A 25,990-nucleotide genomic window follows, 5' to 3' on the forward strand; every position below is an offset into this window, starting at 1 on the left:
AAAAATGTATAAAATCGAAACAAAACTTGCTCAAATCGGCAATAGAAGTGAAGCTTCCACAGGAACCGTTAACCCTCCTGTCTATTTTTCGACGGCCTACCGCCATGATGGAATTGGGCAATCATCCGGGTTTGATTATGTCCGCACTGGAAATCCAACAAGACAGCTGCTAGAAAAAACAATTGCAGACCTTGAGAGCGGAGATCAGGGGTTTGCCTGCAGTTCTGGGATGGCAGCTATTTTTACAGTATTATCACTATTCCAGTCTGGTGATGAATGGCTTGTAAGTGAAGATCTATATGGCGGTACCTACCGTCTTCTTGAACAGGGGTATAAAAAATGGGGCTTAAAATCCCAGTATGTAAATACCTGTTGTCCTGAGGAGATTGAAAAAAAGATTACCCCGCAAACAAAAGCAATCTTTCTGGAAACTCCAACTAATCCTCTTATGCAGCAATCAGACATTTCTGCCGTTTCAAAAATTGCTAAAAAGCACGGCATCCTGCTAATTGTTGATAATACTTTTTATACTCCAATTTTACAGCAGCCCATAAATCTTGGTGCTGATATTGTCATACATAGTGCAACCAAATACCTTGGCGGACACAATGATGTGCTTGCGGGTTTGATTGTAGCTAAGGGCCAGGAACTATGTGAAGCTCTGGCTCTCTATCATAATGGAGCAGGAGCGGTACTTAGTCCATTTGACTCCTGGCTGTTAATGAGGGGAATGAAAACCCTGTCACTGAGAATGAAACAGCATGAGAAAAATGCCAAAGAAGTAGTTGAATTTCTAAGAAACCATGAGGGTATTACAGATGTGCTTTATCCCGGGAGAGGCGGCATGGTTTCCTTTAGGGTAAAGGACGAGTCATGGGTTAATCCTTTCCTTCAAGGGCTTTCCCTCATTACCTTTGCTGAAAGTCTGGGAGGAACTGAAAGTTTTATAACCTATCCGGCAACACAGACTCATGCAGACATACCAGAGGAAATTCGGATCCAGGCAGGTGTTTGTAATAGGCTATTGCGTTTTTCTGTTGGAATTGAAGACCATGAGGATTTAATTAAAGATCTTGAGCAGGCTTTTGCCCGAGTGGAAAAGGAAGTGACCGTGCGATGACAGGTGAAAATTATTCATTTGAAACAAAGCTTCTTCATAACCGGCAAAAAATAGATTCTTCAACAGGTGCGGTCAGCACGCCGATTCATCATGCTTCAACCTTCCATCAATTTGAAATTGACCGTTTTGGAAAATATGATTATAGCCGGAGCGGTAACCCGACACGCGAAGCGCTCGAGGAAATTATCGCTGAGCTTGAAGGCGGATCAAAGGGCTTTGCCTTCGCATCTGGAATGGCTGCCATCTCTACTGCATTTCTTCTATTGTCATCTGATGACCATATTGTAATTACCGAGGACGTATACGGCGGAACCTTCAGAATGGTAACAGAAGTCCTTTCAAGATTTGGCATTGATCACACCTTTGTTGATATGACAGATTTAGAGCAAGTAAAAGCAGCCATCAAACCAAATACTAAAGCCTTTTATGTGGAAACCCCCTCCAACCCTTTGCTAAAGGTAACGGATATAAGGGCTATCAGCAAGCTGGCGAAGAAACAGGGCGCCCTTACTTATGTAGATAACACCTTTTTAACCCCTGCCCTGCAAAGACCGCTTGAGCTTGATGCAGATATTGTCCTGCATAGCGCTACAAAATTCCTGTCAGGGCACAGTGATGTAGTTGCTGGCCTGGCAGTTGTGAAGGATGAGGAATTGGCGAAGAAACTAGGATTTCTTCAAAATGCTTTTGGAGCTATTCTCGGTGTGCAGGACGCGTGGCTGGTAATGCGAGGTATTAAAACATTGCAGGTCCGTCTGGAACAGTCCCAGAAATCCGCTCTAAAAATAGCTGAGTTTTTAAATAATCATCCTGCCATCAAAAATGTATATTATCCAGCACTTTCTTCACATCCACAGCACGAATTACAAAAATCTCAGGCTCAGGGCCCTGGAGCAGTGTTATCTTTTGAACTTTCTAATGAGGAAGCGCTCCGGAACTTTGTAGAGGCTGTCAAACTCCCTGTTTTTGCAGTTAGTCTTGGAGCCGTTGAGTCGATTTTATCCTACCCGGCAAAAATGTCCCATGCGGCAATGCCACAGGCTGAAAGAGAAAAGCGCGGCATTACTAACAGCCTGCTTCGCTTATCTGTCGGATTGGAGAATCCAGATGATCTCATTATAGACTTTTCACAGGCACTGGAGAATGTGAATAAGAAAGAATTAATCCTTCAGCAAGGAGACCTATCATGAGCTTTTTAGAAAAGATGGAAAAACAAATATTAATCGGCGATGGCGCTATGGGTACTCTTTTATACTCGTTCGGCACTGATTGCTGTTTTGAAGAACTGAATCTGTCTCATCCGGGGCAGATTCAGAGTATTCATAAGGCCTATATTGATGCAGGGGCTGATTTGATTCAGACCAATACTTATGCCGCTAATTATCTTAAACTGTTAAGATATGGCCTGGAGGATTCCGTAAAGGAAATTAACAGTGCTGCTGTGAGAAATGCAAAAATAGCCGCAAAAGATAAGGCCTATGTGCTTGGCACCATCGGTGGAAATCGGGGAATTAAGCCTAATTCTGTCTCAATCGAAGAAATTAAGAGAAGCTTTCGAGAACAGCTTTACTGCCTTCTCTTAGAAGGTGTGGATGGACTTCTTTTGGAAACCTTTTATGATCTGGAAGAACTGGAAACCGTCCTCACCATTGCCCGGAAGGAAACAAAACTTCCGATTGTTGCGCAGGTTTCTCTTCAGGAGCCTGGTATATTGCAAAATCAAATCCCGGTAAACGAGGCATTGAAACGGCTTGAGGGAATCGGTGCAGATATTGTAGGATTAAATTGCCGGCTCGGCCCTCATCATATGCTGCTGACTCTTGAGCAAATAGAGCTTCCCTTGAAGGCATTTTTATCAGCTTATCCTAACGCCAGCCTTCCAACATATACAGACGGCAAATTCCATTACGAAGGAGATGCTGATTATTTTAGACACTCAGCCATGGCTTTTAGGAATGAAGGTGTCCGTCTGCTTGGCGGCTGCTGTGGAACAACACCTGAGCATATACGGGCTTTTGCATCAGAATTAAAAAATATTGTTCCCATTACGGAGAAAAAAGTTAAACTTCAGCCTGAAAAAATTACGGTTGTACCCCTGCCAACTCAACGGGATTACTCCCCTCTTCAGGAAATTGTGAAGGAGCGCCCTTCTGTTATTGTTGAACTAGATCCGCCGCGTAAGCTGGACACAAGCAAATTTTTTGAAGGCGCAAGGGTATTAAAGCAGGCAGGAATAGATGCTATTACATTAGCAGATAATTCCCTTGCTTCTGTTAGAATTTCAAATGAATCCCTTGGCTTTCTTGTAAAGCAGGAACTCGACATGCGTCCTCTCATCCATATCGCCTGCCGCGACAGGAATATTATTGGCCTTCAGTCTCACCTTATGGGACTGCATACTCTAGGTCTCCACGATGTTTTGGCTATTACTGGTGACCCTGCCAGAGTTGGGGATTTCCCAGGAGCATCTTCTGTATATGATGTTTCTTCCTTTGAATTGATTCAAATGATCAAGCAATTAAATGAAGGTTTGTCTTTTTCGGGCAAAGACCTGGGACAAAAAGCCGCATTTAGTATTGCTGCTGCTTTCAATCCTAATGTACGTTCACTCGAAAAAGCTGTAAAGCGGCTGGAGAAGAAAATCCATTTTGGCGCAGACTATTTTATCTCTCAGCCAGTTTTTTCGGAGGAAAGATTATTGGAAATCTATGAAAATACCAAACAGCTTGATGCACCAATTTATATTGGATTAATGCCTTTATTGAGCAGTAAGAACACAGAATTTTTGCATAACGAGGTGCCTGGTATTAAAATATCGGACTCTATCAGGGATCGAATGTCAAAACTTGAGGGCAATCCAGAGCAATCCGCCCTCGAAGGAATTAGCATTGCTAAATCTCTTATAGATGCTGCGTTAGACTTATTTAATGGAATTTATTTAATCACACCATTTTTAAAGTATGAATTGACCGCTGAATTATCAAAGTATGCCCGCGAGCGTGCGAACAAAATTAGGGGGAACATCTATGCAGATACCACCGTTCACTGACCAGCTAAAAAAGAGGATTCTAATTATGGACGGCGCCATGGGAACCATGCTTCAACAAGCCAATCTATCGGCTGCGGACTTTGGCGGCGAAGAGCTCGATGGCTGTAACGAAAATTTGAATTTAACTGCACCCGAGGTAATTGCAAAAATCCATAGAGAATACCTTGAAGCAGGTGCCGATATTATCGAAACAAATACCTTCGGTGCTACGAGCCTTGTCCTTGATGAATATGGGCTCGGCTACAAAGCCTATGAAATTAATAAAGCTGCAGCCCAAATAGCAAAAAAGGAAGCTGCAAAGTTATCAACCAAGGATTATCCCAGGTATGTTGCAGGGTCGATGGGGCCAACTACCAAAACATTGAGTGTAACCGGCGGGACCACCTTTAACAAACTATCTGAGGCGTATGAAGAACAGGCAATTGGCTTAATTGATGGAGGAGCGGATCTTCTTCTTTTGGAAACAAGCCAGGATATGCTTAATGTTAAGGCTGGTTTTATTGGTATTCAAAATGCATTTCAAAAAACGGGCAGAACTCTTCCGCTGATGATCTCAGGAACCATTGAGCCAATGGGTACCACACTTGCCGGTCAATCAATAGAGGCTTTTTATATTTCTGTTCAGCATATGAATCCTGTTGCGGTTGGTTTAAATTGCGCTACCGGCCCTGAGTTTATGCAGGAACACATCCGTTCTCTTGCCAGCATTGCCTCAACTTCAGTAAGCTGTTATCCCAATGCTGGCCTGCCCGATGAAGAAGGCAACTATCATGAAACACCAGAAACTTTGGCTAAGAAGTTGGCTGACTTTGCTGCTAATGGCTGGCTGAATATTGTGGGAGGCTGTTGCGGTACCACGCCTGAACATATTAAAGCCATTTCGGTGGCTATGAAGGACTTATCTCCGCGAGAAGTAAGCACTGACTTCACCCATATGGTTGCGGGAATCGAACCACTGATCTACGATGATCCAACCATTCGCCCTATAATGGTCGGGGAACGCGCTAACGTAATTGGATCCCGTAAGTTTAAAAGATTAATTTCGGAAGGTAAATTTGAGGAAGCATCCGAGATAGCAAGAGCCCAGGTTAAAGGCGGCGCACATGTTATTGATATTTGCCTTGCAGACCCTGATAGAGAAGAAATTATCGACATGGAGAATTTTATTAAGGAGGTTGTCAAAAAAGTTAAAGCTCCTCTTGTAATAGATTCCACTGATGAAAAAGTCATTGAAAAAGCACTTGAATATTCCCAGGGCAAGGTAATTATCAACTCCATTAATCTTGAAGATGGTGAAGAACGATTTGAAGCAATTGTTCCTCTTATCCACCGATATGGTGCAGCGGTTGTAGTCGGTACCATTGATGAAGAAGGTATGGGTGTAACAGCTGAAAAAAAATTGGCGATTGCCCGCCGGTCCTATGAACTGCTTGTTCATAAATACCATTTACAGCCACAGGATCTTATTTTCGATCCTCTTGTTTTTCCGGTTGGTACGGGTGATGAGCAGTATATAGGCTCAGCAAAAGCAACAGTGGAGGGCATCAGGCTGATTAAAGAACATCTCCCGGAAACGCAAACCATCCTGGGGATAAGCAATATCTCCTTCGGCCTCCCTCCTGTCGGCCGTGAGATCCTTAACTCGGTTTTTCTGTATCACTGCACTCAGGCTGGCCTTGATTATGCCATTGTAAACACTGAAAAGCTTGAACGTTTTGCTTCTATTTCTAAAGAAGAGGTGCAACAGGCGGAGGAATTATTATTCAGGACTACAGATAAAGCCCTAGCAGCATTTACTGACTTTTACAGAGATAAAAAGAAGGAAAGCAAACAAACTTTGCCCGATATGAGTCTAGAAGAAAGACTCGCTTACTATGTGGTTGAAGGTACAAAAGAAGGCCTGATTCCTGACCTGGCACTTGCTCTCGAAACCTATTCTTCCCCTCTTGATATTATTAACGGACCCCTAATGGAAGGAATGAAGGAGGTAGGGAGGCTGTTTAACGATAATCAGCTGATTGTTGCCGAGGTTCTTCAAAGTGCCGAGGTTATGAAAGCATCTGTATCTTACTTGGAACCTTTCATGGAAAAAGGAGACGTCTCTTCCTCCAAAGGAAAGGTTATCCTGGCGACTGTTAAAGGAGATGTCCACGACATCGGAAAAAACTTAGTGGATATCATTTTAAGCAATAACGGCTATGAGGTTCTAGATTTAGGAATAAAGGTCTCTCCTACCGAGCTTATACAGGCTATTCGTAAGGAAAAGCCCGATATATTAGGTCTTTCTGGATTACTTGTAAAATCAGCTCAGCAAATGGTACTAACAGTTCAAGATTTAAGAGAAGCAGATATTTCATTACCTATATTAGTAGGAGGCGCGGCCCTTTCAAGGAAATTTACTGATACTAAAATTTCCCGTGAGTATGATGGACTTGTACTTTATGCTAAAGACGCTATGAACGGTTTGTCTCTAGCCAATCAGTTGAAATCTCAGGAAGAGGTTGAAAAATTATTTAGCGAGAAGAAAGAAAAACTTACTTCCTTAAATACGTCCAGCTTGTTCCAAAGCCAAGCAGCTGTTTCGGTTGCTGTAAAACCCAAAAATACAATTACTATGGAAGCACCTGTTTTCATTCCACAGGATACAAAAAGGCATGTTTTAAAGACATATTCTCTTTCACATATTGAACCTTACATCAATATGCAAATGCTCCTTGGCCATCATCTTGGGGTTAAAGGAAAAATCGCCAAACTCTTGGATGCGAAGGACGAAAAAGCTCTTAAAGTAAAAGAAGTAGTTGATAATCTGCTAGAAGAGGCTAATAAGTCAGGCTGGATATCCCCGGCTGCGGTTTATCAATTCTTCCCGGCCCAATCAGATGGCAATAAAATTTATATTTATCACCCGGAACAAACGAATAAGGTTATAGAGACCTTTGAATTCCCCCGCCAGGAATCGGATCCTTTCCTGTGCCTTGCTGATTTTATTAAATCTGTTGACAGCGGACAAAAGGATTATGTTGGTTTCTTTACCGTTACAGCTGGAAAAGGTATTAGACAAAAAGCAGATGAGTTAAAATTATCAGGACGTTTCCTGGAAAGCCATACTCTTCAGTCATTGGCGCTTGAAACAGCTGAGGCTTTTGCTGAATTAATACACAGGCAGATGCGCGACCGATGGGGATTTCCTGATCCAGCTGATTTCAGTATGCAGGATCGCTTTGCAGCCAGATACCAGGGACAGCGCTATTCCTTTGGATATCCTGCATGTCCTGACCTGGAGGACCAGCAGAAATTGTTTAATTTGCTTCGCCCTGAAGAAATCGGGATTCAATTAACTGATGGGTTTATGATGGAACCTGAAGCATCTGTTTCAGCAATGGTTTTTGCCCATCCTCAGGCAAGATATTTCAATGTTTTGAAATAAATATGCAATAATATAATTGTTGATTTACTAAAAAATGGGAGGTATTTTAGGATGTTTGATGTAGTGATTATTGGCGCAGGCCCTGCGGGTGCTAGTGCTGCCTTATTTACAGCTAAGGCTGGAAAGAAAACTCTATTGGTTGATAATGAAAAAAGTATGACCAAAAGAGCTTGGGTAGAAAACCATTATGGTGTTGAAGAAATCACAGGTGCAGGCCTAGTTGAACTGGGAAAAAAGCAAGCAGCAAAATTTGGCGCTGAGCTTGTTCAGGCAACCGTTACAGATATCAGAAAAGACGGAGAAAATTTTGTCGTTGAAACAGACCAGCAGCAGTACGAAGCTGGAAATGTTATTCTAGCTACCGGAGTATTAGTTGACCTTGCTGAAAAAGTGGGGCTGAATGTAAAACCTGGAACAGAACCTAGAATTAAAACTGTTTTAGACGTAGATGCAGATGGAAAAACAAATATTGAAGGTATCTGGGCTGCTGGTACTGTTGCAGGTGTGAGTGTACATACTATCGTTACTGCCGGTGATGGTGCAAAGGTAGCTATTAACCTTTTAAGCACTTTAAAAGGCGAGCGCTATGTTGACCATGACTTATTAAAGTCCTAATAGAAATTTAGATTGGGAGGCAGTACATTGGCAGGAAGAAAAGTAGATCATGTTGGAATCATGGTAAAGGATATTGATTCATCCATTAAGTTTTACAGAGATGTAGTCGGTTTTAAATTAATTGATAAAATAACACATTCGGATGGACACATGAAGCTTGCCTTTCTTGGCTTTGATGAAGCTGGCGGAACCGAACTTGAACTTATCCAGGGATATAACGGCGGCCTTCCGGAAGAAGGGAAAGTCCATCACCTTGCAGTTACAGTGGATGATATAGAAAAAGAATTTGAACGTATCAAAACTTTGGATGTTAAATTAATTGATGAGGAGATTACTATTCTTCCAAATGGATTCAGATACTTCTTCTTTCACGGACCTGAAGGCGAGTGGATTGAATTCTTTCAGAGGTAAAGAGGAAGTGCTCTTTAAATGACGTATAAACTGGGCCGCTTTGACCGAGATTAATGAAAATGTAATCGTTTAGGGGTCTTGTTCAGAGGGCGGCAATCATTAAGACCAGCCAGCTAGAAGGCTGGTCTTTAACCTATTATTCAAGCCACTAGACAGAGAAGACAGACATCACGGCAAGTGATCACGAGGCGACGGGGACTTATCAAAGCGGGAAGTCCTCCAGTCACTGGGCATGGAGCTAGCCAAAGTAAAGAGGTTATCCTGCGAGGGATAATCTCTATATTTGTTTTCTTCGGGTACCCTCATAGGTATTTCAATGTAATCCTATCTAGTTTTAAACCTTATTTTATAAAATTAACTCTATTTTTCTATCTTTTTATAAAAAAAGGGGGATTCCAAGCTGTCACAGCGACTTGTTATCCTCCATTCCGGCTATTTCTCTATTAAATACCCTCCTCAATTTGCTTAAATGCACGATTTCCATTAAAGAATGCACGATTTCCATTAAAGAATGCACGCTTTCGACTCGGGAATGCACGCTTTCGACTCGTGAATGCACGATTTCCATTAAAGAATGCACGCTTTCGACTAAGGAATGCACGCTTTCCATTAAAGAATGCACGATTTCGGCTAAGGAATCACCCCACTCCTTATCTATGAATGCACAACCGCTTTCTTCATACTCCCCTGCTTCTAAACGAACCAAATATACGCCAGTATGAAGGCGGTCTTTGAATGTGCTTTCTCATAAAAGATTCATTTGACAATCTTCCTGAATGTCCAATAAACTTAGGTATCTGACTACCAATATTTTCTTTAAGAACGGGATTACACTAAGATTTTTTCTTTTTACAAAAGGGGGATTTTTATGACAGAAAACAGCCAAAATTTAAAACTGGTTACAACGGCACTCCTGCTGGGTATTTTGATGTCAGCGATGGATAATACAATCGTTGCAACCGCAATGGGTACAATTGTGTCTGATCTGGGCGGGTTTGATAAATTCATTTGGGTGACATCTGCCTATATGGTTGCAGTTATGGCTGGAATGCCGATATTCGGTAAGCTTTCGGATATGTACGGCCGCAAACGCTTCTTTATTTTTGGACTGGCGGTTTTTCTAATTGGTTCTGCTCTGTGCGGAATTGCCCAAACGATTATTCAGCTTAGTATTTTCAGGGCAATCCAGGGTATTGGCGGCGGTGCCTTGATGCCAATTGCCTTTACGATTATTTTTGATATTTTCCCTCCCGAAAGAAGAGGAAAAATGACAGGCCTGCTCGGTGCTGTTTTTGGGGCATCCAGCGTACTTGGTCCTTTACTTGGCGCTTATATTACGGATTATATCAGCTGGCATTGGGTTTTTTATGTTAATGTTCCGATAGGGATTGTTTCGCTATTCCTGATCACTCGCTATTACAAAGAATCGCTGAAGCATTCGAAGCAAAAAATAGACTGGATGGGGGCAATAACCTTAGTTATTGCAGTTGTAAGTCTCATGTTTGCCCTGGAACTTGGCGGAAAAGAATATAACTGGAATTCTGCCCAAATTATTGGTTTATTTGGCAGTTTCCTAGTATTTTTTATTGCTTTCTTTATTGCTGAAGTTAAGGCGAAGGAACCAATCCTGCCTCTTTGGCTGTTTAAACGGAGATTATTTGCAGCATCACAGCTTCTTGCATTTTTATATGGAGCTACCTTCATTATCATGACTGTGTTTATCCCTATTTTTGTTCAGGCTGTTTTTGGCGGGACTGCGAAAAATGCAGGGCTTATTTTGACACCGATGATGCTTGGCTCTGTTGCAGGCAGTTCTATTGGAGGAATCTTTTTAACAAAGACTTCCTACCGTAATTTAATGTTTATATCAATCGTTTCCTATATAATTGGAATCTATTTCCTAGGTACGATGACACCGGAAACTTCGAGAACCTTGGTTACTCTTTATATGATACTTGTGGGCTTTGGAGTAGGTTTCTCTTTTTCTCTGCTTCCTACCGCCTCTCTTCACAACTTGGAGCCGCAATTTAGAGGGACAGCAAATTCGACTAACTCTTTTCTTCGCTCCTTTGGTATGACACTTGGAGTTACCATATTTGGAACCATCCAGGGCAATATCTTTACCGATAAGCTAAAGGAAGCATTTAAAGGCATGGCAGGCGGCGGAGGTGCATCCTTTAAAATAGGCGATCCCCGACAAATATTCCAGGCTGGCGAACGGTCTAAAATACCTGGATTTGTTTTAGATAAAATTGTTAATGCCATGTCTATCTCGATTACCCACACATTTATGCTTGCTCTTATCCCTGTTGTAATTGCTGCAGTAACCATTTTCTTTATGGGCAATGCAAAGGTAGAAGTTTCACGGAAACAAAAAGCTTCGTAGACTCAAAAAGAAAGAGGCTGTCTCCACTCTTGGTGACAGCCTCTTCGTATTTAAGCTATAGGATAATTTTGTACCAGCGGGTGAAGGATGATTTCATCTACCACCATGTATTGTGGTGCCGAGGCCATGTAGACCACTGCTTTCGCAATGTCCTCCACTTTTAACCATTCCTCTTTTTCAGGAATCCCCTGTGTTGATCCGGCAAAATAAGTATCAACCATTCCTGGATTAATGGTGCCTACACGGATTCCAAATTCACGCACTTCCTGTGCTAAAGAACCGGAGAAGCCCTGAACTGCATATTTTGTAGCTGTATAAGCTGCTCCATTAGGTATTGTATAGCGGCCCACATCGGAGGAAATTGTAATGATGTTTCCGGATTTCCTCTTTTTCATATGTGGAAGAACAGCTTTTGCCCCAAGAAAAACTCCCTGAACATTTACTTCAAAAACCTTTTTCCACTCATCAAGAGAAACCTCTTCCGTTAATTTGAAAAAACCAACGCCAGCATTATTCACCAGCAGATCAATTTGCCCAAATGCGGCCAGTGTTTTATCTACAAGGTTTTGAACATCCTTTTCCCTGGAAACATCTGATTGGATGGAAATGATATTTTCAAATCCTGTCTTTTTCAGTTCTTCAGCCGTTTGATGAACCTCTTCTGAGCTGCCTGCTAGTACAAGCTTCATTCCCTGTTCTGCCAACTGGCGGGCTATTTCTTTGCCTATTCCTCTTGATGCTCCTGTAATAATAGCCACTTGATCCTTTAACATAAAAACTTCCTTTCTGACAAATCTAAGCAGCGTCAGCTGATTATTTACCCTCAGACTCTTTCACTTTTTGGTCAACAAGTTCCATAAAGTCCCTTTCAATTTCCTTCAATTTTCTCTGGCTTTCCTCAAGGCTGGAACTATTTATTCCAAAATAGAATTTTACTTTTGGTTCTGTTCCTGAAGGCCTTAAGCAAACCCATGAGCCATCCTTAAAGGTATATTTCAGAACGTTCGATTTTGGAAGGTCAATGGCTTCTTCTTTTAATCCGGTTACACGAAGACTAGTTAAATAATCTTCAGTAGAATGAACCTCCAGATTGCCGAGTTTTGTTAACGGCTCAGATCGGAAAGAAGCAAGGATTCTTTGGATTTGTTCTGCGCCTTCTTTTCCTTTTAACGTTAGAGAACGAAGGCCCTCCAGATAGTAACCGTACTTTTCAAAAACCTGCATCAGGCCATCATAAAGGGACATGCCCTTCTTTTTATAGTAGGCACTAACCTCAGTTGCTAATAATGCAGCCTGGATGGCATCCTTGTCTCTGGCAAAGTCACCAATAAGGTAGCCATAGCTTTCTTCGTATCCAAAAAGGAAGGAGTATTTACCAGATTTTTCATATTCCTTAATTTTTTCAGCAATAAATTTGAATCCGGTTAATACATCGATTGTTTCCAGGTTATATGCTGATGCAATTTTCCTTCCGATTTCAGAAGTAACAATAGTTTTAAGGACAACTCCATTGGCTGGAAGTGTACCCTTTCCCGTTTTTTGAGCAAGAATATAATCAAGCAGTAAGGCACCTGTTTGGTTTCCTGTTAAAACAACATATTCGCCTTCTGGATTCTTAACTGCAACTCCAAGCCGGTCCGCATCAGGATCAGTGGCAATGAGTATATCAGCTCCGGTTGCTTTTCCATCACGGATAGCTAATTCAAATGCAGCGTGCTCCTCCGGGTTTGGGCTTTTAACAGTTGAAAACTCAGCATCTGGAAGTTCCTGCTCTTTTACAATATGGACATTTTTATATCCCAGAGCAGCAAGTGCCCTTCTGACAGGCTTATTGGCAGTTCCATGAAGAGGAGTAAATACTACCTGTAAATCTGTCTCCTCTGCAAGTCCAGGATTCTCTGATATTGTCAGGAGCTTGTCCGTATAGGCTGTATCAATTTCCTCGCCAATTGTTTGAATTAGGCCTTTTTCCCTTAGTTCTGATTCGCTCAATACATCTACCTGTAATTCATTTTCAATTTCATTAACCTTTTCAATTACCTGATCTGCACTTTCCGGTGGAAGCTGGCCTCCATCAGGACCATAAACTTTGTATCCATTATATTCAGGAGGATTATGGCTTGCTGTAATCACAATCCCCGAAAATGCGTTAAGATATCTAACAGCAAAAGATAACTCCGGGGTTGGTCTCAATTCATCAAAAACGTACGTTTTAATTCCACGAGAAGCCAAAGTTTTAGCTGCTTCCATGGCAAACTCTGGAGATTTGTGCCGGGAGTCAAATGCTATTACTGTCCCGCGATTTTTTGCTTCCACTCCCTGAGTCTCAATAAAAGCAGCCAATCCAGCAGAAGCTTTACGGACTGTATAAATATTCATTCTATTAGTACCCGCTCCGATTTCACCGCGCATACCGCCTGTACCAAATTCAAGGTCCTTATAAAAGGCTTCTTCTAAACGCTTCTCATCTTTTTCAATTTTAATGAGCTCTGCTTTTAATTCAGAATCCAATTGTTCAAATTGAATCCACCTGTTCGCCTTATCTTTCCAAGACATTTAATCTCCTCCTGCATCCTAATCTGTTTACATTTCTTTCCTTCATAAGAATGAAATATTATCATGATGAGCTTCATCTTTTATTTTATATGTAATTTAATTCTTTTTCCAATTTGCACTTACATTAAGGAAAAAATAATTAAGAACAGGAGTGACTATTTGAGTTCTTTATCAAAATCACTTAAGATAATAAAGTATTTTAGAAAAGTATTCTATCTTAGTTTTCTTTTTGGCTATGTTAAAACCCATTGATGACTTTGTTCACTATTTTGATGGAAGCGGAAGGCACAAACAAGACTCCTCAATGATGTTTTGGAAAACAAAAAAAAAGCCTGCAGCAACAGGCTTTCCCAGCACTTGAATCTATCATTGGAGAACAGCAGAACTAAAAATTCTACACAAGCATTTGATTAGCGGGTTTTGAATACATACCGAATAAATCGTTTTTCAGGTTCTGGGTAGTTACAAACTGATCATACTCAAAAGGAAAATAAAGTCCATAATCCTTTAAAACTGCAGCATTTTTACTAAAGAGAGCTGCATGGAAGTCATCGTAATCTGATGCTTCCAAAATAAAAATTAAAGTCTGCAAGCATGCCATGACCCGAAATGCTTCTCTTAATGTACCAAAATGCTCAAAGTGCCGGGATGAAGCATGCAATACTTTTAAACGCTCGTATTCCTTAATTTCCTGTTCCGTAAAATAAGCTGGAAATACATTCGTGTAAAAGTACCGAATCAACTCGCTGATTTCTTCCTCCTGGCTGGGCGTAGATGCAAAAACAATTTTCACTTAAAACCCACCTTTGTGAACCTCTCAAAAAATTAAAGCTTCTTATCCATAGAATAACATAATCAGAACTGTAAAAATGGTGGTAATTATAACCACACTTGAGGCTTTTAAAACAGTAGGCGGGGCCCGGTTTCAGTGGTAAATAACAAATTAAAAAGGAGGCCTCATCTGCATGAATATGCTGGAAACAAGGAGCTTAGGAAAATGGTTTGAAGTAACCATTCCTGAATCTTGGAATGAAGTTACAATTGAGGAGGTATTCCGCAGTAAATGGAAGGTACCAAAAAAATTAACCCATTCTTTTAGGACAGAAAAAAAAGCCTTAATAAACGGTAACCCAGCGAATTGGAATGCAAACCTTTCTTCGGGAACTAAACTTCAGCTTCTTCTATTTGAGGAGGTTCCTTTTGAAATAGAGCCATCATACTTGGATGTTCCTGTTCTATATGAAGATGATCATTTGATTGTTTTTAATAAACCGCCATTTATTAGTACCCATCCCAACGAACCTGATGAAACAGGGACACTTGCAAATGCTGCTGCATATTATTTGCTGTCAAAGGGTGAAATAAGAAACATTCGGCATATACACAGACTAGACAGAGATACAAGCGGGGCTATTATTTTTTCAAAGCATTCTTTAGCAGGTTCCTTAATGGATATGATGCTTGAAAAAAGGGAAATTAAAAGAACTTATCTTGCCCTTGTTCAAGGTCAGCTCCATCAAAAAAAAGGAATCATTAACGAACCGATTGGGAGAGACCGCCATCATCCAGTTAGGAGACGTGTTTCCGCGACTGGCCAGGATGCCATAACTCATTATCAGGTATTAAAAAGCTATTCATCCAAAAAGTTTACCGCCATTAAATGCTGGCTTGATACGGGGAGAACACACCAAATTCGAGTTCACCTCAGCCATATTGGACATCCTCTTGTAGGTGATATTCTATATGGAGGATTGCCTCTCTTTGACCGCCAGGCCCTCCATGCTGCAAAACTCGAATTCATTCACCCATTGACATTAGAAAAAATTGTCTGTCATGCGCCTTTTCTGGATAATCCTCCAATCTTTTCGGGGATTAGTTTAGAGGAAATATAAATTGGAAAAACCACGCCATTAGGCAAATGGCGTGGTTTTTCTTATGCTTTCAGAATTTATGGATATAGTTTCAGATTAGCCAAAAAAAAATGCCTCCCGAGGGAGGCACTTTTTATTAGTCATGAGACCTGCGGAAGCCTTTCATAATCAGGCTTAGAAGGAATACAAGTATTACGGCACCGATAATAGCTGGGATTATTGCAAAATCAGCTACATGCGGACCCCAATCTCCAAGAAGCAATCCACCTAACCATGCACCTACAAAACCTGCGATAATGTTTCCAATAACACCGCCTGGAATATCTCTACCTATAATGATACCAGCTAACCAACCGATGATACCTCCGATAATTAATGCCCAAAGAAAACCCATTCTTATCACTCCTTAATAGTAATTTAAAATTCCATTTCATTCATGAACGACTGCCGCAGTCTCAAACAGTAGCTGCATTCTAGGTTTCGCTGATGCTTTACCATCTTGCTATTAGCTAACTGCTTGTACCTATAAAATACCCGATATCTTTTTAATTAAACCAAAAGATTAAAAAGACTGTTGACAAAAATGTTTTTTAAAATAACTGACAAATTTATTATGCACACATTTCATTCTGGACATACGAAAAATACTAATAGGATTCAAGTTGCTTCCTATAATACAGAAGTTTAAAACGAGGAATAATACCTTTAAATTATTTTTTAAAAAATTGTGCTGTAAAAACTTTCATTTATATAGACTCCGTTAAATTTGCCTATTGATCACTCTAGGAAGGGTAGCACCCATGAAGAATTATCGCAGGGACTGGCCGCCTTTATCCTGTCACGTGGCTTTCGCATCCTCCAGTCAGGAGCCTGTTTAACTTCTTCTAATAATAGAAATTTTATAAAAAAGATTTATATTAAGTGTAAATGGTTTGGCACATTGCGATTGGAAGTGTAAGAATTCTCGAAAGATCTCAATGATGCTTTCGGGTAACTTCGTTCGATTTAAATACATGGCTGTTTTCCTTTGCTAACGAGTTTTCGCGATGCAAGTTTCAATGTCCTGCAAAAAAGCGGGTCAATGGAGACCCTAAAGGCGCACAGCGCCGAAGAGAAATAAGAACGGAAGCACCTTTTCGAGCCCCGACGGCTAAAAATAAAAACACAAAGAGCAGCCTTTAACCGGGCTGCTCCATTTATATAAACGGCATAAGCCGTGAAATATCCAGTTTTATGGATTTAATTCTAAATTTTGGGTAAAACAACTGTGTAGGTTTTGTTCCCGCTTCTCAGATGTCCAAAACCAGGCGACCTAAAAATATTTTTGTTTTTAAAAAACAATTTATCAGAATATTCTTTTGTTAAGTTTTTGTAAATTTAAGGTTAATTAATTCCCTTTTCGACAATATTTTTATAAAATTATTCTCGTTTGGTGAACTAATTTTTGGGATGAAAAACGGGGGTAAAAGAAATGGCCTTAAAAAAAAATGATAAGTTTATGGTGCTGTTAACCAATATTTCAACTAACTTAAAGGAGAGCAGCAATTTCTTTACAGAATATAAATTAAAAAATGTAAGCGACTTGAAAATCTTCTCTGAAAAAATGAAAGAGTATGAAACAAAAGGTGATACCTTCGTACATGATGTAATCAGGGAACTAAATGATGCGTTCATCACTCCTATTGAGCGTGAAGACATCCTTCACCTTGCAATCAGCATGGACGATGTCCTAGATGGCCTGGAATCCTGTGCAGCTCTTTTCGAAATGTATTCTATTACACAAGCTGATGACTTTATGCTTCAATTCGTGGCAGCTATTGAAGGCAGCGTAAATGAAATTGACAAAGCAATCGGCCTTCTTACAGGCAAAAAGCTCCTCGCTATCAGAGAGCATGCCATAAAAACAAAAGATTATGAATCTAAATGTGATAATATCTTAAGGCAGAGTATAAAACACTTATTCGCAGTTGAAAAAGATCCTATCCGTATTATCCAGTACAAAGAAATCTATGAAACCCTGGAAGATATTGCTGACAGCTGCCAAAGTGTAGCAAATACACTTGAAACCATTATCATGAAAAATGCTTAAGGAGACCTATTAATGAGCAGTATATTTATGATTACCATTCTAATTATTATTGGAGCCCTGGTATTCGACTTTATTAACGGTTTCCATGATACGGCTAATGCCATTGCAACTTCTGTTTCAACTAAAGCTCTGAAACCGCGCCATGCCATTCTTTTGGCAGCGGTAATGAATTTTGTTGGTGCAATGACATTTACTGGAGTTGCTAAGACCATTACAAAAGATATTGTAGATCCTTTTACCTTGCATAACGGATCGGTAGTTATTCTGGCAGCCTTGATTTCCGCTGTCCTCTGGAACCTTCTTACCTGGTACTATGGGATTCCAAGCAGTTCATCCCATGCCATTATCGGTTCAGTAGCCGGGGCTGCCATTGCTTCAGCTGGTTTTAAGGCTTTGAACTACGGTGGATTTATAAAAATCCTTGAAGCTCTCGTCGTTTCACCGATTCTTGCTTTTGTAATTGGCTATATAATTTACAGCATTTTTAAAGTTGTTTTTAGGAATTCTCATCTAACAAAAACAAATCGAAATATGAGATATGTTCAGGTAGCAACTGCTGCCCTGCAATCATTTTCACATGGTACAAACGACGCTCAAAAATCAATGGGTATTATTACAATGGCTTTAATATCTAATAAATATCTTCATCCGAATGCAGACATCCCTTTGTGGGTTCAGGCCGCCTGTGCGATTGCAATGGGACTTGGAACAAGCATTGGCGGATGGAAAATCATTAAAACTGTCGGCGGTAAAATTATGAAGATCCGTCCGATCAACGGTGTTGCTGCCGATTTAACAGGCGCGCTTGTTATTTTTGGAGCATCCTATGTCCACCTTCCGGTAAGTACGACGCATGTAATTTCTTCTGGAATTTTAGGTGTAGGTTCATCTCACCGTATTAAAGGTGTTAAATGGGATACAGCTCAGCGTATGGTGATTACCTGGATTATTACACTTCCTATATCTGCTGCAATTGCCGCCATTTTATACTATATTTTGAATCAAATCTTTTAATCATGAACAAACCGGCAGGGAAATTCCTGCCGGTTTGTTTTTAAATATTATAAATCTCAAATTTAAAGGACAAATCCCTAAAGTGTTCAGAACGTACTGCCTTTTCATGGAATTTGAGCTGCGCGGTCACTTGATTTGGGATAACTGCACAATGCATTCCTGCTGAAACTGCCGCGAGTACTCCATTAGCTGAATCCTCTATCGCCAGTGCTTCAAAAGGCTCAACTCCAAGTTCCTCCAATGCTTTCAAGTATAATGAAGGGTCCGGCTTTACTTTTTCAACATCCTCCCTCGTTTTAATTACGCTAAAATAACTTTTCAGGTTAAATTGTTCTAAAAAGCTATCTACCCATTCCCTGCTCGAGCTTGATGCCAGAGCCATTTTAAGCCCTAGATCTTCGGCTTCCTTTATTTTTTCCAAAACGCCTTCACGGACCTCCAGCATTTCTTTCTTCCCAGAAAACCTATGCTTAACCGCTTCCTCCAGCTTATTTCGATCAACCTTTTTACCTGTCCCCTCCTGTATGTATGCATAAAGAACTTCATCTGTGGTGCCAATGCATTTGGAAAATTCTTCGAGTGGCAGTTCCAAGCTGTATTCTTCAAATAGTATTTCTCTATAAAGCTCGTACCAGACACTCTCTGTATCCACTATAGTTCCGTCAAAATCAAATATTATTGCTTTAATCATTGTTATTCCTCCCCCTATTCCCTTCTTCTGTATTTGGCTGTAAGTTCAATACGTATGTTATCTTTTCATGGTAACATGAATTACCTATCAAAAAGTAGTTCCATTTTTAAACTATATTTCCTTCACTGTACAACCACTACACTATTAAATTTGAGGGTCCAATAGTCCTTTTAAAAGGCTTAAATATTTAATATTGGAATGGTAAACATAGCTTTATGGTTAAAATAATTTTTACACAAACCTTTTTACTCATTTTGTAATTCTCATTAGGCTGCAGCTTTTGTTTTTACCTGTTGATTTTTGTAGAAAAAACGAATATTATATAATCTGTTGTTATTAATGTTCGTTTTTAGGAGTGTTATCATGTTTAAATTAAAAGAAAATCAAACTAATGCAAAAACTGAGATACTTGCTGGAATAACTACCTTCCTGACAATGGTTTATATTGTTATTGTTAATCCTGTTATTTTATCTGATGCTGGAGTTCCTTTTGAACAAGTGTTCTCCGCAACGATTATTGCAACTGTTGCCGGAACACTTTGGATGGCACTTTTTGCAAACTATCCGATTGCAATCGCACCGGGTATGGGCCTAAACGCATATTTTGCTTATTCAGTAGTAGGGACACATGGAAATATTGATTATCTAACTGCTTTTGCCGCAGTTTTTGTAGCGGGGCTGATTTTTATTATTCTTTCCCTTACCCCATTTAGAAGTAAATTAATTGAAGCAATTCCTGACAATTTAAAGCATGGGATTACTGCCGGTATCGGGTTATTTATCGCTTTTATTGGTTTAAGACTAACAGGAATCATTACAAAACACCCAACTAACCTTGTGGGCCTGGGTGATTTGCACGCACCACAAGCAGCTCTTGCCATTGCCGGCCTGGCAGTCACACTGATTCTATTGTCATTAAGAGTAAATGGCGCGATGTTTTTCGGAATGATTATTACTGGAGCAATTGCTTACTTTACAGGTCAGCTTTCCTTCAAAAAAGGATTTGTATCTCTTCCCCATCTGCCGAAAGGGATGATCATTACCAATCCCGTGGATGCATTTGGACAGGTATTCAGCCACAGCCTTTACGCTGTTGTCTTTTCCTTCCTTCTTGTCACCATCTTTGATACGACCGGAACCATGATTGGTGTTGCACAGCAAGCTGGTTTAATGAAAGGAAAAACATTGCCAAGAGCCCGGGCTGCTCTTCTGTCTGATTCTATTGCAACAACTATTGGCTCCCTTTTTGGAACAAGCCCAACTTCTGCGTATATCGAAAGCTCCAGTGGTGTAGCAGCTGGAGGAAGAACTGGGTTAACCACTCTTACTGTTTCTATCTTGTTTATTCTATCAGCCTTCTTCGGACCACTCGTTGGAGCTGTGTCAGGGCTTTCTGCCATAACAGCACCTGCCTTGATTATCGTCGGAAGCTTGATGATGGGAAGCATTGCCCATATAAAATGGGATGAATTAGACGAGGCCTTTCCAGCCTTCTTAGTTATCCTCAGCATGCCTCTGACTTCAAGCATTTCCACAGGAATAGCTCTTGGATTTATTTCCTTTCCGTTAATGAAAGTAGTAAAAGGAAAATGGCGTGAAGTTCATCCGCTTGTTTATCTATTTGCCGTTTTATTCTTTTTTCAGCTGGCATTTTTACAGCATTAAAATTAAGCTGAGCCCATACTTAGGGGTTCAGCTTTTTTATTTTTTCTTTAACCTTCACCTCGTAATTAAACTTTTGATTCTATTCCCTCTCTCCTAACATATTTTAGTAGAAAAAGGACAGGTTGGGGTGATGTCTTATCCTGCAAAAAATTGCAGCAGTACTTACTGGAAGCCTTCTTTTAAGCTTTGGAATTAATGGTTTTTTAGTTCCCCACCATTTACTTGATGGCGGGGTGATTGGGATTGGGCTCATACTTCACTATTTTTATGGCCTTCCGACAGGACTGAGTATCATTATATTGAGTCTCCCACTCTATGCATTAGCATGGGTGTATGAGCGGCGTTATTTTTACTACAGCCTGCAAGGATTGATTATTTCCTCGTTTTCCATAGACTTGTTTTCCTTTTTAGACGGCCGTTTCCATCTGGGTATTTTACCCAGCACGATTATAGGAGGTCTGCTTGTGGGAGTTGGAATTGGCCTGATGCTTAGGTATGAAACTAGTACCGGAGGCACTGATCTTCTTGCTCAACTGCTGACAAAGCTCACATCTGTAAATGTAGGGGTAATTATTTTTTTAATTGACGGCTTAGTCATTACAAGTGGAATAGAAGTCGTGGGACTCGAAAAGTTTTTCTACTCTTTTATAACCATTTTGTGTGTTGGTGTCATGACCTCCTTCACAGCTGTATGGAAAAAAGAAGCTTATTAAAAAAATTGTGAAATTTATAAAAAAAAGGTTTTATTCTCCATTTGTTCTGTGGTAAGATTTTGAAGTTGTTTAGGATAAATTAACCATAGGAGGATAAAATTTACTATGTCTTTGTTCACAAAATGGGCATTTAAAAATAAGGCAGCTGTTGGTTTAATGTCAGTACTAGTTTTACTAATGGGACTCATAAGCTATTTTACGCTGCCGATGGAATTCCTGCCGCCAGCTGATGAACCGCTTGTAATGGTGGTTGCTATGGGTCAGGGAACAGATGCAAAAACAATGGAAACCCAGGTTACAACACCAATTGAAAATACGGTGGCTGGTGTTAAAGGTAAGAAGAACATTTTTTCAACAACTGGGGACGGTTTTACAAAAATCGATATTAATTTTGATTCTAAAACAGATATGAAACAGGCAAAACAAGATGTAGCCGAAGCAGTTAGCAGCCTGCAGCTGCCTCCAAATATTATGAAGCCTACTATTGTCCAGCGGAACACATCCATGATTCCAATTGCAGATGTAGCAGTGAACTTCAAGGACGGCCTTACAACTGAAAATCTTAAATTTGCGAAGCAAAAAATAATCGATCCGCTTAAGAGTATTAAAGGTGTTGCAGCTATTCAAACATACGGCAGCTCAGACTCCTTTGTTTCCGTCAAGGTAGACAATGCACTTTTAGCACAAAAAAAAGTATCTCTGCAATCATTAATGGGCGTTCTTCAAGGACAAAATGTTTCAGTTGCTATTGGCGAAAAAAACATCGACGGAAAAGCCAGCAATATTAGTGTTGTTGGGAATATTAACAGCATTTCAAAATTAGAAAGCCTTACTGTTGCTCCTGGAGTTTCTTTAAAGGATGTGGCTTCGGTAAACGTAAAGAAGCCTGAGGGAATGATGACCCGAGTTGACGGAAATGATTCTCTGCTGCTTATCGTGGTAAAAGACAGCAACTCAAATGCGGTTTCTGTAAGTAAAGACCTTAGCAAAAAGATTAAAGAATTAAACAAAAAGTATGATCAGGCAGAAGCAAAAATACTTATTGCTACAGCAGACATGGTGAAGACCTCGGTTAACTCTATGATGAAAGAGGTTCTGATCGGGGCTTTATTCGCAACCATTGTTATTATGGTTTTTCTGCGCAATATCCGTTCTACTTTTATTACCATAGTATCCATACCACTTTCATTGGCCTTTACTCTATTCCTGCTGTCTAAATCAGGTGTAACCTTAAATATCCTGACTCTCGGCGGGGTTGCAGTAGCTGTCGGCCGGCTTGTAGACGACAGTATTGTAGTTATTGAGAATATCTTTAGAAAAATGCAAAATGAGAAGTTTTCCGTACACCTAGTATTAGATGCTACCAAAGAAGTATCGAGTGCGATAACTGCTTCGACATTAACTACTGTTGCAGTATTTCTGCCGATTGGCCTTGTTAACGGCGGTTTACAGGACTTCGTGCTTCCTTTCGCTTTAACGATTACTTATTCACTTCTTTCGTCTTTAGTAGTAGCCTTAACAGTTGTTCCTCTAATGAGTTCTGCACTATTAAAGAATGCTAAACTGCGGGAGCATAAGCCTTCAGTCAAGTTTACAAGATTTATAACATGGTCCTTGAACCATAAATGGGTTGTTATCTTGGTATCCTTTTTGTTATTTGCGGGATCCATAGGAACTTATTTTTCCATGCCAAAAGGAGCAACAGACAATTCATCAGCTGATTTTGTTCAGGTAGTTTTAAATTACCCAAGTGATACTCCTGTAGAAAAAGTAAAGGAGAATACTCTTGAGCTGGAAAAATTCATTACTGGCCTTAATGAGGTCAAAAATGAATTTACTACTCTGGGGATTAGTGAAGATGCAGCCAAATTTGGCGACGTAGGTTCTCCTACCGTTGCAAATTTAAATATCATTTTGAAAAATAAAGATGAAACCGATGGGGTTATTAAAAAGATAAACTCCCAAAAAGATAAATACCCTGGCGCAACCTTGACTGCTGCTGCTTCCTCTATGATGGGTGGTGGTTCCCCTCAGATAAATATTGATGTAATGGGTGAGGACCTTGCCAGCATAGAAAAAACAGCGAAGTCAGTAGAAACTAAGATAAGAAACATAAAAGGCATTGAAAAAATCTCTTCTAATCAGGAATCTAAAAAGACAGTTTATTCTCTAGATGTAGAATTATCTAAGGGAAATACTCAACAGATAGCCCAGCAGGTTGGGGTAATGTTAAACAGGACTCCAATTGGTTCCATGGAATTAGATGGACAAAAGACTATGGTTTTGCTTGACCCAATTCTTGATCCAAAAACTCCAGATGATCTCAGCAAGATCACAGTAATGACTCAAGCAGGAATGGTACCTGTTTCTTCCGTGGCAACATTAAATAAAGAGGAAAAACCATCTAGTGCCTTCCATAAAGACGGTGACGCCTATATCCAGATAACAGCCATGGTAAAAGCAGATAAATTATCCCAGGTCACCGAAGAAATGAACAAACGAATTTTTGGAAATAAAAAAGATGTAAAAGGCATGAAGCTTCCAAGTGACGTGAATGTTTTTGTAGGCGGAGCAAGCCAGCAGCAGGCGGATGACTTTAATGACCTCTTTACGACGATGGCTATTTCTATTGGACTGGTATTTTTAATAATGGTCATTACCTTTAAAACAATCCGTGCGCCAATTGCGATTCTTTTCTCTTTACCACTGGCAGCCATTGGAGCCATTTTTGCTCTCCTTATCAGCCGAATTGCCGTTGATATTACAGGATTGCTAGGAGCCCTGATGCTCATTGGTGTAGTCGTTACAAATGCCATTGTTCTATTGGACCGTATTAAGCAAAATGAAGAAAAGATGATTATGCGTGATGCAATAGTCGAAGCCGCCTCCATCCGGATGAGGCCAATCCTTATGACAGCTATTGCAACCATTTTCGCTATGCTTCCGCTCCTATTCAAAAAGGCAGAAACAGGAAACCTTGTTTCCCAAAGCCTTGCAATCGTTGTTATCGGAGGGCTCAGTGCAGCTACTTTATTAACCTTAGTTGTTATTCCAGTAGTTTATGAACTGCTTCATTTTAGAAAATCAAAGAAACAAAGATTGAGTCAGAGCTCACACAATCATATATCTATGTAAGACAGAGTAAGCACGGCGGATTTTTATATCCGGCGTGCTTTTTGCTTCAATGAAAGAAACAAAAAATGATGAATGGGTGAGTAAATGGGATTTTTCCTGCTTTCCCTAATATAAATATTAAAATGAGACAAACATAAAAGGAGAGGATTTAATGGGTAATCGTAAAACATTTATTCTGGTTTTTTCTGCTTTGGGTATTACACTTAATGTGGTATTAGGAACAATGGTATCAATGATGAAAATTCCACTTTTATTTTTAGATACCATTGGAACTGTTTTAGTATCTGTCGTATTTGGTCCATGGTGGGGTTCACTTACGGGTCTTTTGACAAACGTGGTTTTAGGCATAACGACAGAACCTTCGGCAGTATTTTTTGGACTCGTTAATATAGCCATTGCACTTGTTACTGGGTTTATGGCAAGGAAATTTAATTTTGCCAAATGGTATGTTGCCCTTTCAACCGGCTTATTGTTATCGATTATCGCACCATTAATTGGCACGCCTATCGCAGTTGCTTTATTTGGAGGATTAAACGGCAGCGGTATGGACCTTGTAGTATTATGGGCAAGAGCTGCTGGCCACGATATTTTTGCCTCCACCTTTATATCCAGAATTACAGGAAACTTTGTTGATAAAATTCTTACCTGCCTTCTGGTTATGTTTTTAATCAGCAGGGTGCCTTCCATTCAAAATACTTATAATAAAAAGGGATCAGATCATGCAGCGTAGTAAAAAGATTCTTCTTGTTTCTCATTGCATTATTAATCAAAATACAGTTATAGAAGAGGAAGCCCGGGCTCTTGGTGCCATTCCTTCCGTTATGGAATGGGCTCTAAAAAATGGATATGGGATTGTCCAGCTTCCATGTCCTGAATTTACTTTCCTTGGTCTTGAACGCCCACCCATGACTTATGAGGAATATGATAATAAATCATACAGGGCCCACTGCCGAAAAATACTGGAGCCAATTATTGACCAATTATTAAACTACCAGCAAAATGGCTATCAAATAATGGGCACAGTCGGTATACAAAGCAGTCCATCCTGCGACCCTGGACGGGGTGTTTTTATGGAAGAGTTTAAAGGCCTTATGGATGTCAAAAAAATTGCGATAGAGACCTTCTGGCACCTTCCGAATACACAGAATCCGGTTTTTAACGCTGATATTCATAAGTCTAAATAAATAAGATAAGCACAAGCGCCCATTCAGGGGGTCAGGGTGCCCGAGTAAACTTCCTGTTCATCCT

The 25,990-nt window shown here is 40.2% G+C and carries 21 protein-coding genes; 15 read left to right on the forward strand and 6 right to left on the reverse strand.

All coding sequences use genetic code 11. The features are described from left to right. Window positions 1-4 precede the first annotated feature (4 nt). The 6 genes from G8761_RS14620 to G8761_RS14645 are packed head-to-tail and all read left to right on the forward strand — an operon-like array spanning window position 5 to window position 8,622. On the forward strand, window positions 5-1,120 hold the full coding sequence (locus G8761_RS14620) for a methionine biosynthesis PLP-dependent protein (RefSeq protein ID WP_166027915.1): 1,116 nt from the start codon (window positions 5-7) through the stop codon (window positions 1,118-1,120). After that, a complete protein-coding gene (metC, locus tag G8761_RS14625; protein WP_166027917.1) occupies window positions 1,117-2,310 on the forward strand; it encodes a cystathionine beta-lyase in 1,194 nt (397 codons plus the stop codon). Before G8761_RS14620 ends, metC begins: the two co-directional genes overlap by 4 nt. Then, window positions 2,307-4,169 carry a bifunctional homocysteine S-methyltransferase/methylenetetrahydrofolate reductase gene (locus tag G8761_RS14630; protein ID WP_166027919.1) on the forward strand — a complete coding sequence of 621 codons (1,863 nt, stop codon included), beginning with the start codon at window positions 2,307-2,309 and terminating at the stop codon, window positions 4,167-4,169. The genes metC and G8761_RS14630 overlap by 4 nt, the downstream gene beginning before the upstream one ends. Next, window positions 4,147-7,596, forward strand: a complete 3,450-nt coding sequence (gene metH / locus G8761_RS14635) for a methionine synthase (protein ID WP_166027921.1) — start codon at window positions 4,147-4,149, stop codon at window positions 7,594-7,596. Before G8761_RS14630 ends, metH begins: the two co-directional genes overlap by 23 nt. A 51-nt stretch (window positions 7,597-7,647) precedes the next feature. Further along, on the forward strand, window positions 7,648-8,211 hold the full coding sequence (locus G8761_RS14640; protein ID WP_166027923.1) for an FAD-dependent oxidoreductase: 564 nt from the start codon (window positions 7,648-7,650) through the stop codon (window positions 8,209-8,211). Window positions 8,212-8,238: 27 nt separating this feature from the next. Beyond that, window positions 8,239-8,622: a VOC family protein gene (locus tag G8761_RS14645; protein WP_166027925.1), complete on the forward strand. Its 384-nt coding sequence runs from the start codon at window positions 8,239-8,241 to the stop codon at window positions 8,620-8,622. 403 nt (window positions 8,623-9,025) lie between these two features. Here G8761_RS14645 and G8761_RS14650 read toward each other — a convergent pair whose 3' ends face one another. Then, complete coding sequence (locus tag G8761_RS14650) at window positions 9,026-9,328, reverse strand: hypothetical protein (protein ID WP_166027927.1); 303 nt, start codon at window positions 9,326-9,328, stop codon at window positions 9,026-9,028. 162 nt (window positions 9,329-9,490) lie between these two features. Here G8761_RS14650 and G8761_RS14655 point away from each other — a divergent pair, with 162 nt between their 5' ends. After that, a complete protein-coding gene (locus G8761_RS14655; protein ID WP_166027929.1) occupies window positions 9,491-11,008 on the forward strand; it encodes an MDR family MFS transporter in 1,518 nt (505 codons plus the stop codon). Window positions 11,009-11,058: 50 nt separating this feature from the next. Here the strand turns inward: G8761_RS14655 and G8761_RS14660 are convergent, their stop codons facing one another. From G8761_RS14660 to G8761_RS14670, 3 genes are all read right to left on the reverse strand, one after another. Next, window positions 11,059-11,781: an SDR family oxidoreductase gene (locus tag G8761_RS14660; protein ID WP_166027931.1), complete on the reverse strand. Its 723-nt coding sequence runs from the start codon at window positions 11,779-11,781 to the stop codon at window positions 11,059-11,061. A gap of 40 nt (window positions 11,782-11,821) precedes the next feature. After that, window positions 11,822-13,564: a phospho-sugar mutase gene (locus tag G8761_RS14665; RefSeq protein WP_166027933.1), complete on the reverse strand. Its 1,743-nt coding sequence runs from the start codon at window positions 13,562-13,564 to the stop codon at window positions 11,822-11,824. Between the two features lie 394 nt (window positions 13,565-13,958). Next, window positions 13,959-14,357: a DUF5365 family protein gene (locus G8761_RS14670; RefSeq protein WP_166027935.1), complete on the reverse strand. Its 399-nt coding sequence runs from the start codon at window positions 14,355-14,357 to the stop codon at window positions 13,959-13,961. A gap of 181 nt (window positions 14,358-14,538) precedes the next feature. Here G8761_RS14670 and G8761_RS14675 point away from each other — a divergent pair, with 181 nt between their 5' ends. Next, entirely contained in the window at window positions 14,539-15,456 is a 918-nt protein-coding gene (locus G8761_RS14675; RefSeq protein WP_420800257.1) for an RluA family pseudouridine synthase, read from the forward strand. A gap of 115 nt (window positions 15,457-15,571) precedes the next feature. Here G8761_RS14675 and G8761_RS14680 read toward each other — a convergent pair whose 3' ends face one another. Next, the gene (locus G8761_RS14680; RefSeq protein ID WP_166027937.1) at window positions 15,572-15,829 is read right to left on the reverse strand and encodes a GlsB/YeaQ/YmgE family stress response membrane protein; all 258 of its coding nucleotides are present in this window, start codon (window positions 15,827-15,829) and stop codon (window positions 15,572-15,574) included. 1,077 nt (window positions 15,830-16,906) lie between these two features. Here G8761_RS14680 and G8761_RS14685 point away from each other — a divergent pair. Then, entirely contained in the window at window positions 16,907-17,524 is a 618-nt protein-coding gene (locus G8761_RS14685; RefSeq protein ID WP_166027939.1) for a DUF47 domain-containing protein, read from the forward strand. A gap of 12 nt (window positions 17,525-17,536) precedes the next feature. Beyond that, window positions 17,537-18,538 (forward strand): inorganic phosphate transporter, encoded by a 1,002-nt coding sequence (locus G8761_RS14690; RefSeq protein WP_166027941.1) that lies wholly within the window; start codon window positions 17,537-17,539, stop codon window positions 18,536-18,538. Window positions 18,539-18,578: 40 nt separating this feature from the next. Here the strand turns inward: G8761_RS14690 and G8761_RS14695 are convergent, their stop codons facing one another. Further along, on the reverse strand, window positions 18,579-19,226 hold the full coding sequence (locus G8761_RS14695; RefSeq protein ID WP_420800258.1) for an HAD family hydrolase: 648 nt from the start codon (window positions 19,224-19,226) through the stop codon (window positions 18,579-18,581). 366 nt (window positions 19,227-19,592) lie between these two features. On the opposite strand from G8761_RS14695, the gene G8761_RS14700 reads away from it, so the two are divergent. The 5 genes from G8761_RS14700 to G8761_RS14720 all read left to right on the forward strand — a co-directional run bounded on the left by G8761_RS14700 (window position 19,593) and on the right by G8761_RS14720 (window position 25,926). Next, window positions 19,593-20,894, forward strand: a complete 1,302-nt coding sequence (locus tag G8761_RS14700) for an NCS2 family permease (protein WP_166027945.1) — start codon at window positions 19,593-19,595, stop codon at window positions 20,892-20,894. 137 nt (window positions 20,895-21,031) lie between these two features. Further along, window positions 21,032-21,607: a YitT family protein gene (locus G8761_RS14705; protein WP_166028066.1), complete on the forward strand. Its 576-nt coding sequence runs from the start codon at window positions 21,032-21,034 to the stop codon at window positions 21,605-21,607. A 105-nt stretch (window positions 21,608-21,712) separates the two neighbouring features. After that, window positions 21,713-24,742 carry an efflux RND transporter permease subunit gene (locus G8761_RS14710; protein WP_166027947.1) on the forward strand — a complete coding sequence of 1,010 codons (3,030 nt, stop codon included), beginning with the start codon at window positions 21,713-21,715 and terminating at the stop codon, window positions 24,740-24,742. Window positions 24,743-24,893: 151 nt separating this feature from the next. Further along, on the forward strand, window positions 24,894-25,472 hold the full coding sequence (locus tag G8761_RS14715; RefSeq protein ID WP_166027949.1) for a CD3073 family putative ECF transporter S component: 579 nt from the start codon (window positions 24,894-24,896) through the stop codon (window positions 25,470-25,472). Further along, complete coding sequence (locus G8761_RS14720; RefSeq protein ID WP_166027951.1) at window positions 25,462-25,926, forward strand: CD3072 family TudS-related putative desulfidase; 465 nt, start codon at window positions 25,462-25,464, stop codon at window positions 25,924-25,926. The genes G8761_RS14715 and G8761_RS14720 overlap by 11 nt, the downstream gene beginning before the upstream one ends. The last annotated feature ends 64 nt before the right edge of the window (window positions 25,927-25,990 follow it).

The sequence above is a fragment of the Neobacillus terrae genome (genome assembly GCF_011393025.1).
GTDB lineage: Bacteria > Bacillota > Bacilli > Bacillales > Cytobacillaceae > Neobacillus_A > Neobacillus_A terrae.

Coding starts and splice junctions, on each gene's coding strand:
- G8761_RS14620 (WP_166027915.1), top strand. CDS start 5: ATGTATAAAATCGAAACAAAACTTGCTCAAATCGGCAATAGAAGTGAA.
- metC (WP_166027917.1), top strand. CDS start 1,117: ATGACAGGTGAAAATTATTCATTTGAAACAAAGCTTCTTCATAACCGG.
- G8761_RS14630 (WP_166027919.1), top strand. CDS start 2,307: ATGAGCTTTTTAGAAAAGATGGAAAAACAAATATTAATCGGCGATGGC.
- metH (WP_166027921.1), top strand. CDS start 4,147: ATGCAGATACCACCGTTCACTGACCAGCTAAAAAAGAGGATTCTAATT.
- G8761_RS14640 (WP_166027923.1), top strand. CDS start 7,648: ATGTTTGATGTAGTGATTATTGGCGCAGGCCCTGCGGGTGCTAGTGCT.
- G8761_RS14655 (WP_166027929.1), top strand. CDS start 9,491: ATGACAGAAAACAGCCAAAATTTAAAACTGGTTACAACGGCACTCCTG.
- G8761_RS14660 (WP_166027931.1), bottom strand. CDS start 11,781: ATGTTAAAGGATCAAGTGGCTATTATTACAGGAGCATCAAGAGGAATA.
- G8761_RS14665 (WP_166027933.1), bottom strand. CDS start 13,564: ATGTCTTGGAAAGATAAGGCGAACAGGTGGATTCAATTTGAACAATTG.
- G8761_RS14680 (WP_166027937.1), bottom strand. CDS start 15,829: ATGGGTTTTCTTTGGGCATTAATTATCGGAGGTATCATCGGTTGGTTA.
- G8761_RS14685 (WP_166027939.1), top strand. CDS start 16,907: ATGGCCTTAAAAAAAAATGATAAGTTTATGGTGCTGTTAACCAATATT.
- G8761_RS14690 (WP_166027941.1), top strand. CDS start 17,537: ATGAGCAGTATATTTATGATTACCATTCTAATTATTATTGGAGCCCTG.
- G8761_RS14700 (WP_166027945.1), top strand. CDS start 19,593: ATGTTTAAATTAAAAGAAAATCAAACTAATGCAAAAACTGAGATACTT.
- G8761_RS14710 (WP_166027947.1), top strand. CDS start 21,713: ATGTCTTTGTTCACAAAATGGGCATTTAAAAATAAGGCAGCTGTTGGT.
- G8761_RS14715 (WP_166027949.1), top strand. CDS start 24,894: ATGGGTAATCGTAAAACATTTATTCTGGTTTTTTCTGCTTTGGGTATT.
- G8761_RS14720 (WP_166027951.1), top strand. CDS start 25,462: ATGCAGCGTAGTAAAAAGATTCTTCTTGTTTCTCATTGCATTATTAAT.